Origin of the sequence: Flavobacterium sp. CAN_S2 (assembly GCF_015752255.1) — a bacterium.
Taxonomy (GTDB): domain Bacteria; phylum Bacteroidota; class Bacteroidia; order Flavobacteriales; family Flavobacteriaceae; genus Flavobacterium.
Genome location: NZ_JADOVA010000001.1, coordinates 1,440,455 through 1,456,267 on the forward strand (window position 1 = coordinate 1,440,455; position 15,813 = coordinate 1,456,267).

Sequence of the window (15,813 nt, forward strand, 5' to 3'; positions counted from 1 at the left end):
TTCATAATTAAACCATGAAAATAAAACACATATCACATTTTAAAACCAATTCTGTAATGGAATCATTTGGTTTGATGCCAGATGGGGAAGAGGTTTCTATTTGTGAACTTTCAAACAAGAATGGCATGCAAATGAAAGTGATGGGTTATGGCGCTACACTTACTTCCTTAAAAGTTCCATTAAAAAATGGAGATTTGGTAGATGTGGTTTTAGGTTTTGACACTTTAGAGGCCTACATGCAGTCCTTTAATTTAGAAAGCGCGCCTTATCTTGGAGCAACCGTAGGACGATTTGCCGGAAGAATAAATGAAGGTGAATTTAAACTGAACGGAAAATTAATTTCCCTCAACAAAAACAACAATGGTAATTCGCTGCATGGCGGTACTATTGGCTTTAGCCAGAAAAATTGGAAAATAAAGAAACATACTGAAGGCAAGAATCCTTCCGTGACTTTTACATGTGTTAGTGCGCATAATGAGGAGCATTTTCCAGGAGAACTATCAGTTGATTTGACTTATATGCTCTCTGACGATAATGAATTAATTATAGAATACATCGCCAGCACAACAGAAGATACTATTATAAATTTAACCCACCACAGTTATTTCAATCTTAATGGTCATCAATCAAGCGTTGCGAATCAGGAAATGCGTGTAAATTCTCAACGAATATTAGAAACCGCAACTTCGGGAATTCCTACGGGACGGTTTCTGAATGTTGCCAATTGTCCTTTTGATTTTACCTCGGCGAGAACTTGTCCGTCAAAAATTGACACCACTTTTGTTTTAAATAAGGAAAAAGAATACGCAGCGTCTCTTTATAATAGTGACAAAACTTTGAAAATGTCTGTTTACACCAATCAGCCCGGGGTTCATATCTATGTTGGCGGAAATTGCTTTAATACAATAAAAGGGAAAGAAAATGCTAATTATCATACCACAAGCGGCATTTGTTTTGAGACTCAAAATTTCCCTGATGCGCCTAATCACGAACATTTTCCATCTTCTGTTTTGAGAAAAGGAGAATTATATTATCATAAAACTATTTATAAATTTCAATCTTTTTGAGATGAAGAAAAATATTCTAATTTCAGGGTTCTTGGCCCTTTTTGTACTTCTTTTTTCCTGTTCTAATAGTAATGAAACTCCAGAAACTCCAGCAGTAAAACCGCCAGTTGCAGTTGATTCTTTTATTAGAGCTGCCGATATTTCTTTTTTACCGGAAATAGAAACATCGGGTGCGGCTTTATACAACAGCAGCAACCAAGCGGAAGATATGATTACAACTCTGAAAAATGCTGGTTGTAACACGGTTCGAATTCGTCTTTGGAAAAACCCAGCGAATGGACGTTCCGGAATGACAGAAGTTAAAGCGCTGTCACGCCGAGTTAAACAAGCAGGAATGAAAGTTTGGTTAACGGTACATTACTCCGATACTTGGGCTGATCCTGCGGTTCAAACCACGCCAGCGGAATGGAAAAATTTATCATTTACCGATTTGAAAACGGCTGTCGCCAATTATACTTCGACAATACTCACGGAAATTAATCCGGATATTATCCAGATTGGGAACGAGATTAACAGCGGATTGCTTTGGCCACAAGGAAATTTAATCAATCAGGAAGTACAAAGTCTTTCTTTATTGGCAACAGCCAGCGCAACTATTCGTGCCAAAGCGCCAAATACCAAAATCATGATTCATTATGCAGGCGTAAAAGCTTCGGATACGAATTGGTTTTTTAACAAAATTAAAAGTGTAGATTACGATTACATTGGGTTATCGTATTATCCAATTTGGCACGGAAAAGATTTAGAAGTTGTAAAAACCGCCATCAATACTTTAGGAAAAACATACAATAAAAAAGTTATTATTGCCGAAACCGCTTATCCTTTTACGTTAGGATACAATGATTGGACGAATAATATAGTGGGTTTAGATTCGCAACTCGTTTCCGGTTACCCTGCCACTCCTGATGGTCAAAAAAACTTTGTTTTGGCAATAAAAACACTCGTTAAAGAGTCCGAATATGGTTTGGGATTTGCGTATTGGGGAGGCGAATGGATTTCTTTCAAAGGTAATCAGGCCGCAAATGGCTCTACTTTTGAAAACCAGGCTTTTTATGATTTTAATAATAGAGCATTACCTGTTTTGCAGGCTTTTAATAAATAAGAAAATATGAAAAATTCACAAATACATTTGCGATTCGTTTTGATGTCTTTAATGGTTTCAGTACTTTTTTCTTGTAGTACATCCAAAAATGCGCAATCAACAGCCAAGAATTCTTTTGCAAAAGGAGCTGATGTGGGATGGTTGCCGCAAATGGAAGCCACAGGATATAAATTTTATGATACCGATGGCGCTGAAAAAGATTGTTTGCAACTCCTAAAGGACAGAGGAATGAATACTATTCGTCTTCGTGTTTGGGTAAATCCAAATGATGATAAAGCCAGTGGACACTGCAGTAAAGAAGAAACCGTTGTGATGGCTTTGCGTGCGCAAAAAATGGGAATGCGTATCATGATTGATTTTCATTACAGCGATTCATGGGCAGATCCTGCTAAACAATTCAAACCAAAAGCTTGGGAAAATCATACTTTTTCAGAGTTAATGACAGATGTGTATGACCATACTTTTGATGTTTTGAGTGCATTGAAATCTGCAGGAGTTACTCCGGAATGGGTTCAAGTTGGGAATGAAATTCCTGGAGGTATGATGTGGCCTGAAGGAAGTACCAAAAATTGGAATCAGTTGGCGCAATTACTCAATAAAGGTTACGAAGCAACAAAAGCCATAGATCCTAAAATCAAAGTAATTGTTCATCTTGACGAAGGAAATAACAATGAAAAATTTCGATGGTTTTTTGATAATGCTACAGCAAATAATGTAAAGTACGATGTGATTGGATTGTCTTATTACCCTTTTTGGATCAAGAAAGATTACACGGAAACTATTTCGGATTTAGCGTATAATCTAAACGATATGGTTGCCAGATATAATAAAGAAGTGATGGTTGTGGAAGTTGGTGGTGAATATGACAAAGTACAAAACACCTTCGAAATGTTAGCAGCAACAATCAAAGCGGTAAAAGCTGTGCCTAATAACAAAGGACTTGGCGTGATATATTGGGAGCCGCAGGGAGAAAAAAGTTGGAGCGGTTATTCCTTGAGCGCTTGGCAATCTGACGGGAAACCATCAATGGCTTTAGATGCATTTAAAGAATTGTAAACATATAAGTCATTTAAGTGTTTAAAATCAGTAGACTTATGTCAAAGGTATAAAGTGGAGTATAGACCGAAATTATTTTTTACAAAGCCATCAGATATTACTTAAATTCACTATGATTTTCACTTTAATTACTCAAATTAAAAGCTTAAATGACTTATGTGTTTCAAAAAAATAAATTCTAATTTATTATAAAAATGAAGAAATTGATATGTTTTCTTGTTGTGATTTTATCATGTACACAAGTTGCTTTGTCTCAATCAAGAGAAGTTAAAGTGCTAAATACCAATTGGAAATTTCAAAAAGGCGATTTTGAAGCGGCGTACAAAGTAAATTTTAATGATTCGAAATGGGAATCTGTAACCGTTCCGCATGATTGGGCAATTTACGGACCTTTTGATAAAAATGTAGACATACAAAAAGTTGCTATTGTTCAAAACGGAGAAAAAGTTGCTACCGAAAAAACAGGACGAACTGGGGCTTTGCCTCATATTGGAACTGCTTGGTACCGCAATACATTCAACTTGCCTAAAGATGTAAAAGGCAAAAAAATAATTTTACTTTTTGAAGGTGCGATGAGCGAGCCTCAAATCTATTTAAACGGAAAAAAAGTGGGAGAATGGGCCTATGGCTATAGTTATTTCTATTTTGATGTTTCCCAATTTATACAAGAAGGAGCCAACACATTATCAGTAAAACTAACCAATAAAGAATTTGCTTCCCGTTGGTATCCTGGTGCAGGATTGTATCGAAATGTAAGTGTTATTATAAAAAATAATGAAAGTATTGACCAATGGGGTCAGTTTATAACGACACCTTTTATCAGTGAGGAAGTTGCTAAAGTTAATATCAAGACCAAAGTCTCCGGCGAAAATACGCGTTTAGTCACCACTATTTTTGATGCCGAAGGAAAGAAACTAAATTCAGAGCAGTCGACTTTGCAATTCGGAAAGGAGTTCGATCAAAATATAAAAGTAGATAATCCAAAATTATGGAGTCCCGAAACGCCTTATTTATACAAAGCGGTTTCCCAATTGTATGTTGGAAACGAACTGAAAGATGAAATTTCAACGCGTTTTGGGATTCGGGAAATAAAATACGAGGCTAATAAAGGCTTTAGCCTAAATGGAAAGATAACCAAATTCAAGGGAGTTTGTTTGCATCACGATTTGGGTCCACTTGGAGTTGCTGTAAATAAAGCGGCGATGCGCAGGCAAATGGAGATTTTAAAAGATATGGGCTGTAATGCGATACGCAGTTCGCATAACATGCCTTCTTTCGAGCAATTGGAGTTGGCGGATGAAATGGGCTTTCTGTTTTTGGCAGAGAGTTTTGATGAATGGGCAAAGCCAAAAGTAGAAAGTGGGTACCATCGATTTTTTGAGGAATATGCCGAAAAAGACATCGTGAATTTAGTCCAAGCCACACGAAATCATCCTTCGATTGTGATGTGGAGTTCTGGAAACGAAGTGCCGGATCAATGGGGTGAAGAAGGAGTGAAACGAGCTAAATGGTTGCAGGAATTATTTCATAGAGAAGACCCAACTCGTCCCGTTACAGTTGGTATGGATCAAGTAAAAGCAACTATTGAATCTGGTTTTGGCGCTTTGCTAGATATTCCGGGACTGAATTATCGCGTGCATTTATACGATGAAGCCTATAAAAAATTTCCGCAAGGGTTTATTTTAGGTTCGGAAACCGCTTCAACGGTTAGCTCGAGAGGGATTTATAAATTCCCTGTGGTTCAAGAAAAAATGAAACAATATCCAGATTTTCAGTCTTCTTCTTATGATTTGGAAGCCTGTAGCTGGTCTAATGTACCTGATGAAGATTTTGTGCTTCAAGATGATAAACCTTGGGTAATTGGCGAGTTCGTCTGGACTGGTTTTGATTATTTAGGAGAACCAACTCCTTATGATGAAATGTGGCCTTCTCGAAGTTCTTATTTTGGAATTAACGATTTAGCTGGTTTACCAAAAGACCGCTATTATTTATACCGAAGCCGTTGGAATACGAAAGAATCAACACTTCATATCTTGCCACATTGGAACTGGGAAGGTCGTGAAGGGGAAACAACTCCCGTTTTTGTATATACGAGTTACAACAGCGCCGAACTTTTTGTAAATGGAAAAAGTATGGGAATTCAGACAAAAAATAAAAACACTCCACAAAATCGCTATCGCTTGATGTGGATGGATGTAAAATATGAGCCGGGAACGGTAAAAGTGGTGGCTTTTGATGACAAAGGTAAAGCTGTTGCTGAAGAAGAAATGCGTACTGCGGGGAAACCTTATCAAATTGTTTTAGAAGCAGACAGGAAAACAATCACTGCCGATGGCGAGGATATATCTTTCGTAACGGTATCTGTGGTTGATAAAAATGGAATTCCTTGTCCAACGGCGACGAATCAGTTAAAATTTAAGGTTACAGGAGAGGGTACTTACCGAGCTGCCTGCAATGGTGATGCTACTTCACTCGAAATGTTTCATAAAGATACCATGAAACTTTTTAGCGGAAAACTAGTGGTTCTCGTAAAATCGAAAATAACTGAAGGAGATATAAAACTTGAAGTAAATGGTGCTGGGCTTAAGAGCGGAAAATTGACCTTGAATGCGACGAAATAGACGAAAAATCCATGTAATTTTTACAGAATATTTTAAAAAAACAACAACAATAACAGCGAGTTCCTAAAAAAAGGAAATGGATAATTTTTAAATTATGAATGACATTTTAATACACAAAACAACTGATTTTTTTCAACAGACTTTTGGTTCAGAACCATCAAAAACGGTTCTTTCGCCTGGAAGAATCAATATTATCGGGGAACATATTGATTACAATGACGGCTATGTTTTACCGGCAGCTATCGATAAAATCATTTGTTTTGCTTTCGAAAAAAACAATTCGGATACAGCTAAAATTGCGGCTATAGATTTGAATGACGAGTTCGAAGTTTGTGTAAAGGATGAGCAAAAGCAGACGGATAGCGTTTGGACAAATTACCTGCGTGGTGTTCTGAATCAGTTGAAAATGAACGGTTATTCCGTGGAGGGTTTCAATTGTGTTTTTAGCAGTAATATTCCGGTTGGTTCCGGTTTGTCCTCTTCTGCGGCTTTAGAATGTGGCTTTTTGTTTGGTTTAAATGAACTCTTCGATTTGAAAATTAAACCCATAGATATTGCACTTATGGGACAAAAAGCGGAACATTGGGTAGGAATCAATTGTGGTATTATGGACCAGTTTTCGAGTGTGATGGGTTCAGAAAATAAAGTCATAAAAATTGATTGTAAAACATTGGAATTCGAATATCACGACGCTAATTTTAGTGATTATTCCTTAGTTTTATTCGATAGTAATGTCAAACATTCCTTGTTTAGCTCAGCTTATAATACCAGAAGAGAAGAATGTGAGGAAGGAATTTCGATAATTAGTGCTAATTTCCCGGAAATTAGTAGTTTTAGAGATTGTAAAGAAGAGCAAGTTTTGAGTCTGAAAGATAAAATGTCTGCGAATGTTTTCAAAAGGAGCCTTTTTGTGGTGAAAGAAATTAATCGCGTGAAACTGGCATGTGACGCTTTGGATTCTGGAAACATTGAACTTTTAGGGCAATTAATGTTCGAAACGCACGAAGGATTATCATTGGATTATGAAGTGAGTTGTGCCGAATTAGATTTTTTAGTAAACACGGTTAAAGAGGATAATTCAGTGATAGGTTCCCGATTAATGGGCGGCGGTTTTGGAGGTTGTACTATTAATTTGATCAAAAAAGGACAAGAAGAAGCTGTAAAAAACAAATTGTCAAAGTTGTATCAGGACGAATTTGGAATAGAATTAAAAATTTATGATGTCAAAATTGGAAACGGAACATCACTTTATATTGCGAAATAAATGAAAAATTTTGACATCAACGAAGATCCGCACAGACGTTATAATCCGTTAATCAATGAATGGGTTTTGGTTTCTCCACACCGGTCGAAACGTCCTTGGCAAGGACAAAATGAAACAGTAACTTCGGATGCATTGCCCGAATATGACCCGACTTGTTATTTGTGTCCTGGAAATGTTCGAGCGAATGGAATGGTTAATCCGGATTATGAAAATTCTTTTGTTTTTGAAAATGATTTTGCTGCTTTAAAGCAAGAAGAAATTGCTTTTGAAGAAAATATAAACGAGACTTTTTTTAGAGCTAAACCTGAAAGAGGGATTTCTCGAGTGGTTTGCTTTTCGCCAAAACACAATTTGACATTGCCAGAAATGCCTGCTGAAGCGATTGAAAATATCATTCATACTTGGCAAAAAGAATATATAGATTTGGGTAATGTTGATTATATCAACCATGTTCAGATTTTTGAAAATAAAGGAAGCGTCATGGGTTGCAGCAATCCGCATCCACACGGACAAATTTGGGCACAATCTTCTTTGCCAACTGAAGTCGAGAAAACGCAAAACAACTTGAAAGCCTATTTTGACAAACACAACAAAACGCTTTTAGAAGATTATATAAAAGAAGAGTTGAAGTTAGGCGAACGCATTGTTATTGAGAATGATCATTTTGTGGCATTGGTTCCTTTCTGGGCGATTTGGCCTTATGAAACTATGATTGTCAGCAAGCGAAATGTGAGTAAAATAACTGATTTCACGGAAACGGAAGTAACTGATTTTGCTGTTATTTTAAAACAATTGACGACCAAATATGATAACCTTTTTGAAACGTCTTTTCCGTATTCATCAGGGATTCATCAATCGCCAACAGACGGTGAAATACATCCGGAATGGCATTTTCACATGCATTTTTATCCGCCATTGTTACGCTCCGCAACCGTAAAGAAATTTATGGTAGGTTATGAAATGATGGGCGAATCACAACGAGATATTACACCGGAAAAAAGTGCTGAAATTTTAAAAAACCAATCGAACGTTCATTATAAAATACTAACCTAAAACTAAAAACATTTAACCAATGCAAACTTTAGCAATCCAAGATTATATTGTCTTTTTATGTTATTTCATCCTGATTGTAGGTTATGGAATATGGATTTACAATAAGAAAAAGAAAGAAGAAACGAGTAGTAAAGATTATTTTTTAGCCGAAGGATCACTTACTTGGTGGGCAATTGGCGCATCATTAATTGCCAGTAATATAAGTGCGGAGCAATTTATAGGAATGAGTGGTAGCGGTTTCAAGATGGGATTAGCGATTGCTACTTACGAGTGGATGGCGGCTTTTACGTTAATTATTGTTGCCATTTTCTTTATTCCGGTGTATTTGAAAAACAAAATTTTCACCATGCCACAATACCTGAATCAAAGGTATAACAGTAATGTTGCCATGATTATGGCGGTATTTTGGTTGTTATTGTATGTTTTGGTCAATCTTACTTCCATATTGTATTTGGGAGCTTTAGCAATAAGCAGTATTTCTGGTCTGGACATTACTTTGTGTATGATTTTCTTAGCGTTTTTTGCGGTGATGATTACACTGGGCGGAATGAAAGTAATTGGATATACAGATGTTATTCAAGTTTTCTTTTTAATTTTGGGTGGATTAGTAACTACTTATTTGGCGTTGAATTTAGTTGCCGAAGAATTTGGATCTACGGGAGTTATAAACGGTTTCAATTTGATGACGACTCATGCAAACGATCATTTCCACATGATTTTTGAAAAATCTAATCCTAATTATATGGATTTACCGGGATTATCAGTTTTAATAGGAGGAATGTTAATCATCAATTTAAATTATTGGGGTTGTAACCAATACATTACGCAACGTGCATTAGGAGCTGATTTAAAAACGGCCAGAAATGGAATTTTGTTCGCTGCTTTTTTGAAATTGCTAATGCCTATAATTGTTGTTTTGCCCGGCATAGCTGCTTTTGTATTGTATCAGAATGGACATTTTGGTGCTGAAATGTTGCAAGATGGCACAGTAAATCCTGATCGTGCGTATCCAGTCTTGCTAAATTTGCTTCCGGTGGGTTTAAAAGGACTTTCATTTGCAGCTTTAACCGCGGCGATTGTTGCTTCTTTAGCTGGAAAAGCGAATAGTATTGCTACAATTTTCACTTTGGATATTTACAAAACAAAATTGAATGTAGATGCCGATGAAAAGAAATTAGTTAATGTGGGGAAAAAAGCTATTGTTGTTGCTATGTTAATTGCAGTTGTAGTAGCACCTTTTCTTGGAATTGATAAAAAAGGAGGGTTTCAATACATTCAGGAATATACGGGTTTTGTAAGTCCGGGAGTTTTTGCCATGTTTATTTTAGGATTCTTTTGGAAAAAAACAACTTCTAATGCGGCTTTGTTTGCAACAATTGGTGGATTTATGTTCTCTATTTTATTCAAATTCATGCCGGCTTTTATAGACTTATCGTTCCTTCATTCAACTGGTTTTTCAGTTCCAAATGCTAATGGCGTTTATGAAATTCCTTTTATTGACAGAATGGGATTTGTTTTCTTGATTTGCGTTATCGGAATGTACACCATTAGTATGTATGAAACAGCAAGAGGCGTTAAAACAAATGGTCTGGAAATTGACCGTACCATGTTTAAAATGTCACCAGGTTTTACAGTCGGAATGTTAATAGTACTTTCGCTTATTGCCGCTTTCTATACGATCTTCTGGTAGAAAATAGCCTAAATTCAAAAAGCGATGCATTCAATTATATTGAATGCATCGCTTTTTTATTTGATAATAAGTTTGAAAGACAATTGTCGCGAATGATATAGATTACTATAAAGTTTATTTTATGCTCAATATTTAAAAATCTTCTAAAGTGTAGCTTGATCAAAAAATATAAGGCACAAAAAAAGCCTCCGAATAACGAAAGCTTTAGTGATATTTTAATTTCTTTTTAGTTGTTAACCAATGCGTCTTGTTTCCAAGTTTTAACAGAAGCGATTCTACTATTAGAATAATCTACTTCACTTAGGTTATTTCCATTCCAGAAAAACCATTTTCCAGTTTTTTCTCCGTCTTTATAAGTAGCAACTGATTGTTTGTTACCATTTGTATCGTATGAAGTCCAAACTCCTTCAAGTTTTCCGTTTTTAAAGAAACCTTCTTGCTGTACTTTTCCGTTTTCAAAGTAGTAAGTTGTTTTAACTAGTTCACCTACAGCTTCTAATTTTGGATTGTTTTCTTGAGCGAATGCTATTCCTGAGAAAAGTAATGCCGTTAATATTATATATTTTTTCATGGTGTTTGGATTTTTTAATTCATATTAGCTTAACAAATGTATAAAACATTTTACAATAAAAAAACTTTAAGTTAACAATTTAGTAACATTGAAATAAAATTTAACATTGGGATGAAAGTTTGCTAATAAACCAATCACTAAAATTTCTTATTTCTCAATTCATTATTCATAATTAGTCCTAAATTTGCAGCGGTGTCCAAAGGACAAAATAATCAAAAATTTAGAACATGTATAGAAGTCATAACTGTGGCGAATTGAATGCCTCACATATTAATACTGAAGTTACACTTGCGGGATGGGTACAAAAATCGCGTGATAAAGGATTTATGAACTGGGTTGATTTACGGGACCGTTATGGAATAACGCAATTAATTTTTGACGAAGGACGTTCTGAAAAATCCGTTTTTGAGTTGGCTAAAACATTGGGTCGTGAATTTGTAATTCAGGTAAAAGGTACTGTTATTGAGCGTGAAGCCAAAAATAAAAACATGACTACTGGTGAAATCGAAATTTTAGTGACAGAACTTACTATTCTAAACGCTTCGCTTACGCCTCCATTTACAATTGAAGATGAAACTGATGGTGGAGAAGACATCAGAATGAAATACCGATACCTTGATATCCGTAGAAATCCGGTAAAAAACAGTTTGATGTTTCGTCATAAAGTAGCCATGGAAGTGCGTAAATATCTTTCGGATTTGGAATTCTGTGAAGTAGAAACACCGTATCTAATCAAATCTACTCCAGAAGGGGCTAGAGATTTTGTGGTCCCTTCCAGAATGAACGAAGGACAGTTTTATGCATTGCCGCAATCTCCGCAAACGTTCAAACAATTATTGATGGTGGGCGGAATGGATAAGTATTTCCAAATCGTGAAATGTTTCCGTGACGAAGATTTGCGTGCAGACAGACAGCCGGAGTTTACACAAATCGATTGTGAAATGGCTTTTGTAGAACAAGAAGATATTTTGAATGTTTTCGAAGGATTGACAAGGCATTTATTAAAAGAAATAAAAGGTATAGAAGTAGAGAAATTCCCAAGAATTACCTATGAATATGCGATGAAAACCTACGGAAATGACAAGCCGGATATCCGTTTCGGAATGGAGTTTGGAGAATTAAATGAAGTAGCACAACACAAAGAATTTCCGGTTTTTAATGCTGCGGAATTTGTGGTTGGTATTGCAGTTCCTGGAGTTGGAAATTATACTCGCAAGGAAATTGATGGATTAATTGACTGGGTTAAGCGTCCTCAAGTAGGTGCATCCGGAATGGTCTATGTAAAATGTAATGAAGATGGAACCTATAAATCATCCGTAGATAAATTCTATGATCAAGACGATTTAACACAATGGGCAAAAATCACTGGTGCAAAACCTGGAGATATGATTTTTGTACTTTCTGGTCCTACCGATAAAACACGCACACAGTTAAGCGCATTACGAATGGAATTGGCAACTCGTTTAGGATTGAGAAATCCAGCCGAATTTGCTCCGCTTTGGGTAGTTGATTTTCCTTTGTTAGAGTTTGATGAAGAAAGTGGTCGTTACCATGCGATGCATCATCCGTTTACTTCTCCAAAACCGGAAGACATGCACTTATTGGAAACCGATCCAGGAAAAGTTCGTGCGAATGCGTATGATATGGTTTTGAATGGAAATGAAATTGGCGGAGGCTCAATTCGTATTCATGATAAAGCGACACAACAATTAATGTTTAAGTATTTAGGCTTTACAGATGAAGATGCGAAAGCGCAATTCGGATTCCTAATGGATGCTTTTCAGTTCGGTGCGCCACCTCATGGAGGTTTAGCTTTTGGATTGGATAGATTGGTTGCTATTCTTGGAGGGCAAGAAACAATCCGGGACTTTATCGCTTTCCCAAAAAACAATTCCGGAAGGGATGTTATGATCGATGCGCCATCTGTAATTGATGAATCACAGTTAAAAGAGCTGCATATAAAATTAGCTTAGTTGTAGTTGGTCGGAATAATTTGTTAGAAAACGTTGAATATCAATATTTTTACAAAATAAAAACAGAAGATAGCATTTCGTATTATATTAAATATTACATTTGCTTCATTATAAATTATTATTACAATTACAATGCGTACAGGTACAGTTAAATTTTTCAATGAGTCTAAAGGTTACGGATTCATTACAGACGAAGAAACAGGAAAAGACATTTTTGTTCATGCATCAGGAATCAACGCGGAAGAATTACGCGAAGGTGATAGAGTAAGCTATGAAGAAGAAGAAGGAAGAAAAGGAAAAGTTGCTGCGAAAGTAGCAGTTATCTAAGCATAAAAAATTAATTTTTTTTGCCTACGAATGGTAAAAACGTTTCGATTTATATCGGAACGTTTTTTTTTGTACCTACAAAATCCAAAAAAATAAGCGTGGTATTTAAGATTGTCAAATAAAATAAACGTTAAACACATCTTAAGAAAACGGCCTTTTCTTATTTATAATTAATAAAAATTGTAAATTTACATCGATGTAGTAAGGATGTATTTTTAAGTTTTAATTGTTATTTAATAATTTGAAAGTTATCTTTGCCACTTACTCTTAATCAAAAAACACACAATATGCAATCCGATCAATTAAATTATATTCCAATTGTAATGCAGTTTATTTTAGCTGTAGGTTTTGTAGTTGGTACAATATTGGTTTCAGGTAAATTAGGTCCTAAGCGTTCCTCTGAAGCAAAGGATAAAAACTTTGAATGTGGTATTGAATCTGTTGGAAACGCAAGAATTCCATTTTCAGTAAAATATTTTCTAGTTGCTATTTTATTTGTTTTGTTTGATGTTGAGGTAATTTTCTTGTATCCATGGGCGGTCAATTTCAAAGAGTTGGGCATGGAAGGAATGGTTAAGATGGTGATTTTTATGCTATTGCTTTTGGTGGGTTTTTTCTACATCATCAAAAAGAAAGCCCTAGAGTGGGAATAAAGATTTATTTTAAAGGCTGAATTTTGAGTTTAAATGGGTTCACCATAATTCAAAATTTACAATTCAAAAAAATAAAAAATGAGTGATTCAAATGTAAATATGGTTGCCCCTCCAGAAGGTGTTGTTGGCGAAGGTTTCTTCGCTACAAAACTGAATGATGTTGTGGGATTGGCTCGTGCAAATTCATTGTGGCCTTTGCCTTTTGCAACTTCTTGTTGCGGAATTGAATTTATGGCAACAATGGCTTCACATTATGATTTGGCACGTTTTGGCTCGGAAAGAGTGAGTTTTTCTCCTCGTCAAGCAGATATGCTACTGGTAATGGGAACAATCTCAAAGAAAATGGCGCCTATTTTACGTCAGGTTTATGAGCAAATGGCTGAGCCTCGTTGGGTAATAGCTGTTGGAGCTTGTGCTTGCTCAGGTGGGGTTTTCGACACCTATTCTGTTTTGCAAGGAATTGATAAAGTAATTCCGGTTGATGTTTATGTTCCGGGTTGTCCGCCAAGACCAGAACAAATTGTAGACGGAGTTATGAAATTGCAAGAGTTGGTTAGAATGGAATCGGTAAGAAGAAGAAGTTCTCCAGAATACCAAGAATTATTAGCTTCTTATAATATCAAATAAATAATGGCGCTAGAAACGATACAAATCCAAGAAAAATTAGTTGAAACATTTGATTCAGCTGTTTTTGAATTCAATCAAGAAAGAGATATATTTTCATTTGAAGTCGCTGCCGATAAAATTACGGCGGTGATTCTTTTTTTGAAAAATGACCCAATATTACGTTTTCATTTTTTAACTGATTTGTGTGGGATTCACTATCCTGACAATGATGTTGATCATCAGTTTGCGGTGGTGTATCATTTGCACAATTGGTATGAAAACAAAAGAATTAAAATCAAAGCTTTTATCAATGGTGAAAAGCCTGAAATAAAAACGATATCAAATATTTTCTTGAGTTCTAACTGGATGGAAAGAGAAACGTTTGATTTTTATGGGATAAACTTCATTGGTCATCCGCAGTTGAAACGTATTTTGAATATGGATGAAATGATTTCCTTTCCAATGCGAAAAGAATTCCCAATGGAAGACAGCGGAAGAACTGATAAAGATGATCGTTTCTTTGGAAGAACAACCGACAATTATTAAAAACACACACTATTATAATTTTTCACATTAAATAAATGTCAGAACTATTATTACCACCAGAGCATCGCTATGCTAAAAGAATTGCAGCCCAACTAAATGAAGACGGAAGCGAGCTTACGATTCTTAATTTAGGACCAACTCACCCAGCTACACACGGTATTTTTCAAAATATCCTGTTGATGGATGGAGAAAGAATTCTGGAAGCTGAACCAACTATTGGTTACATTCACAGGGCTTTCGAAAAAATCGCTGAAAATCGTCCTTTTTACCAAATCACACCTCTTACGGATAGAATGAACTATTGTTCATCACCTATAAACAATATGGGCTGGTGGATGACATTAGAAAAATTATTGGATATTGAAGTTCCTAAAAGAGCACAATATTTAAGAGTTATCGTAATGGAATTGGCAAGAATCACGGATCACATTATCTGTAATTCAATCCTTGGAGTGGATACCGGAGCTTATACTGGGTTTTTATACGTATTCCAGTTTAGAGAAAAAGTATACGAAATCTATGAAGAAATTTGTGGTGCTCGTTTAACTACTAATATGGGAAGAATTGGTGGTTTCGAAAGAGATTGGTCACCAGAAGCTTTTAGAAAATTAGATGTGTTTTTACAAGACTTTCCAGCAGCTTGGAAAGAATTTGAAAACTTATTCGAAAGAAATAGAATTTTTATTGACAGAACTGTAAATGTTGGAGCTATAACGGCTGAACAAGCTATGGCTTATGGGTTTACAGGTCCAAATTTACGTGCTGCAGGTGTTGATTATGATGTTCGTGTAGCGCAACCGTATTCTTCTTACGAAGATTTTGATTTTATTATTCCTGTTGGAAAATCGGGAGATACTTACGATCGTTTTTGTGTTCGTAATGCCGAAGTTTGGGAGAGTTTGAGTATCATTCGCCAAGCATTAGCAAAAATGCCGGAAGGAAATGACTTTCATGCTGATGTTCCAGATTACTACCTTCCCCCAAAAGAAGATGTATACCATAACATGGAATCTTTGATTTACCATTTCAAAATAGTGATGGGTGAAGTTCCTGTTCCGGTTGCCGAAATATATCATCCTGTTGAAGGTGGAAACGGAGAACTAGGTTTTTATTTGGTTACTGACGGAAGTCGAACTCCTTATAGATTGCATTTCCGCAGACCTTGTTTTATTTACTATCAAGCGTATCCAGAAATGATTAAAGGTTCATTACTATCGGATGCAATTGTTATTTTGTCAAGTTTAAATGTTATTGCCGGAGAATTAGACGCATAAAAGATATCAG

Annotated in this window: 14 protein-coding genes; 13 read left to right on the top strand and 1 reads right to left on the bottom strand. The window is 35.8% G+C overall.

The window, feature by feature from the left end; translation table 11 throughout:
* Positions 1-56: 56 nt before the first annotated feature.
* The 7 genes from IWX80_RS06475 to IWX80_RS06505 all read left to right on the top strand — a co-directional run bounded on the left by IWX80_RS06475 (position 57) and on the right by IWX80_RS06505 (position 9,853).
* On the top strand, positions 57-1,067 hold the full coding sequence (locus IWX80_RS06475; protein ID WP_334682252.1) for an aldose epimerase family protein: 1,011 nt from the start codon (positions 57-59) through the stop codon (positions 1,065-1,067).
* A gap of 1 nt (position 1,068) precedes the next feature.
* Positions 1,069-2,169 carry a glycoside hydrolase family 53 protein gene (locus tag IWX80_RS06480; RefSeq protein WP_196852678.1) on the top strand — a complete coding sequence of 367 codons (1,101 nt, stop codon included), beginning with the start codon at positions 1,069-1,071 and terminating at the stop codon, positions 2,167-2,169.
* Between the two features lie 6 nt (positions 2,170-2,175).
* Positions 2,176-3,225 carry a glycoside hydrolase family 53 protein gene (locus tag IWX80_RS06485; protein ID WP_334682253.1) on the top strand — a complete coding sequence of 350 codons (1,050 nt, stop codon included), beginning with the start codon at positions 2,176-2,178 and terminating at the stop codon, positions 3,223-3,225.
* A gap of 194 nt (positions 3,226-3,419) precedes the next feature.
* The gene (locus IWX80_RS06490; RefSeq protein ID WP_196852680.1) at positions 3,420-5,846 is read left to right on the top strand and encodes a DUF4982 domain-containing protein; all 2,427 of its coding nucleotides are present in this window, start codon (positions 3,420-3,422) and stop codon (positions 5,844-5,846) included.
* A 94-nt stretch (positions 5,847-5,940) separates the two neighbouring features.
* The gene (gene galK, locus IWX80_RS06495) at positions 5,941-7,110 is read left to right on the top strand and encodes a galactokinase (RefSeq protein WP_196852682.1); all 1,170 of its coding nucleotides are present in this window, start codon (positions 5,941-5,943) and stop codon (positions 7,108-7,110) included.
* On the top strand, positions 7,111-8,163 hold the full coding sequence (locus IWX80_RS06500; RefSeq protein ID WP_196852683.1) for a UDP-glucose--hexose-1-phosphate uridylyltransferase: 1,053 nt from the start codon (positions 7,111-7,113) through the stop codon (positions 8,161-8,163).
* Positions 8,164-8,182: 19 nt separating this feature from the next.
* Positions 8,183-9,853 carry a sodium/sugar symporter gene (locus IWX80_RS06505; protein WP_196852684.1) on the top strand — a complete coding sequence of 557 codons (1,671 nt, stop codon included), beginning with the start codon at positions 8,183-8,185 and terminating at the stop codon, positions 9,851-9,853.
* A 226-nt stretch (positions 9,854-10,079) separates the two neighbouring features.
* Here the strand turns inward: IWX80_RS06505 and IWX80_RS06510 are convergent, their stop codons facing one another.
* Positions 10,080-10,424, bottom strand: coding sequence for a toxin-antitoxin system YwqK family antitoxin (locus IWX80_RS06510; RefSeq protein ID WP_113636409.1), 345 nt, complete (start codon positions 10,422-10,424; stop codon positions 10,080-10,082).
* A gap of 227 nt (positions 10,425-10,651) precedes the next feature.
* Here IWX80_RS06510 and aspS point away from each other — a divergent pair, with 227 nt between their 5' ends.
* The 6 genes from aspS (at position 10,652) to IWX80_RS06540 (ending at position 15,803) form a co-directional block, all read left to right on the top strand.
* Entirely contained in the window at positions 10,652-12,397 is a 1,746-nt protein-coding gene (gene aspS / locus IWX80_RS06515; protein WP_196852685.1) for an aspartate--tRNA ligase, read from the top strand.
* 132 nt (positions 12,398-12,529) lie between these two features.
* Positions 12,530-12,724 carry a cold-shock protein gene (locus IWX80_RS06520; protein ID WP_007137066.1) on the top strand — a complete coding sequence of 65 codons (195 nt, stop codon included), beginning with the start codon at positions 12,530-12,532 and terminating at the stop codon, positions 12,722-12,724.
* Positions 12,725-13,011: 287 nt separating this feature from the next.
* Positions 13,012-13,377 (top strand): NADH-quinone oxidoreductase subunit A, encoded by a 366-nt coding sequence (locus IWX80_RS06525; RefSeq protein ID WP_113664546.1) that lies wholly within the window; start codon positions 13,012-13,014, stop codon positions 13,375-13,377.
* A gap of 78 nt (positions 13,378-13,455) precedes the next feature.
* Positions 13,456-14,004 (top strand): NADH-quinone oxidoreductase subunit B, encoded by a 549-nt coding sequence (locus IWX80_RS06530; protein ID WP_196852686.1) that lies wholly within the window; start codon positions 13,456-13,458, stop codon positions 14,002-14,004.
* A 3-nt stretch (positions 14,005-14,007) separates the two neighbouring features.
* Entirely contained in the window at positions 14,008-14,529 is a 522-nt protein-coding gene (locus IWX80_RS06535; protein ID WP_196852687.1) for an NADH-quinone oxidoreductase subunit C, read from the top strand.
* Positions 14,530-14,564: 35 nt separating this feature from the next.
* Complete coding sequence (locus IWX80_RS06540) at positions 14,565-15,803, top strand: NADH-quinone oxidoreductase subunit D (RefSeq protein ID WP_196852688.1); 1,239 nt, start codon at positions 14,565-14,567, stop codon at positions 15,801-15,803.
* The last annotated feature ends 10 nt before the right edge of the window (positions 15,804-15,813 follow it).

Coding starts and splice junctions, on each gene's coding strand:
- IWX80_RS06475 (WP_334682252.1), top strand. CDS start 57: ATGGAATCATTTGGTTTGATGCCAGATGGGGAAGAGGTTTCTATTTGT.
- IWX80_RS06480 (WP_196852678.1), top strand. CDS start 1,069: ATGAAGAAAAATATTCTAATTTCAGGGTTCTTGGCCCTTTTTGTACTT.
- IWX80_RS06485 (WP_334682253.1), top strand. CDS start 2,176: ATGAAAAATTCACAAATACATTTGCGATTCGTTTTGATGTCTTTAATG.
- IWX80_RS06490 (WP_196852680.1), top strand. CDS start 3,420: ATGAAGAAATTGATATGTTTTCTTGTTGTGATTTTATCATGTACACAA.
- galK (WP_196852682.1), top strand. CDS start 5,941: ATGAATGACATTTTAATACACAAAACAACTGATTTTTTTCAACAGACT.
- IWX80_RS06500 (WP_196852683.1), top strand. CDS start 7,111: ATGAAAAATTTTGACATCAACGAAGATCCGCACAGACGTTATAATCCG.
- IWX80_RS06505 (WP_196852684.1), top strand. CDS start 8,183: ATGCAAACTTTAGCAATCCAAGATTATATTGTCTTTTTATGTTATTTC.
- IWX80_RS06510 (WP_113636409.1), bottom strand. CDS start 10,424: ATGAAAAAATATATAATATTAACGGCATTACTTTTCTCAGGAATAGCA.
- aspS (WP_196852685.1), top strand. CDS start 10,652: ATGTATAGAAGTCATAACTGTGGCGAATTGAATGCCTCACATATTAAT.
- IWX80_RS06520 (WP_007137066.1), top strand. CDS start 12,530: ATGCGTACAGGTACAGTTAAATTTTTCAATGAGTCTAAAGGTTACGGA.
- IWX80_RS06525 (WP_113664546.1), top strand. CDS start 13,012: ATGCAATCCGATCAATTAAATTATATTCCAATTGTAATGCAGTTTATT.
- IWX80_RS06530 (WP_196852686.1), top strand. CDS start 13,456: ATGAGTGATTCAAATGTAAATATGGTTGCCCCTCCAGAAGGTGTTGTT.
- IWX80_RS06535 (WP_196852687.1), top strand. CDS start 14,008: ATGGCGCTAGAAACGATACAAATCCAAGAAAAATTAGTTGAAACATTT.
- IWX80_RS06540 (WP_196852688.1), top strand. CDS start 14,565: ATGTCAGAACTATTATTACCACCAGAGCATCGCTATGCTAAAAGAATT.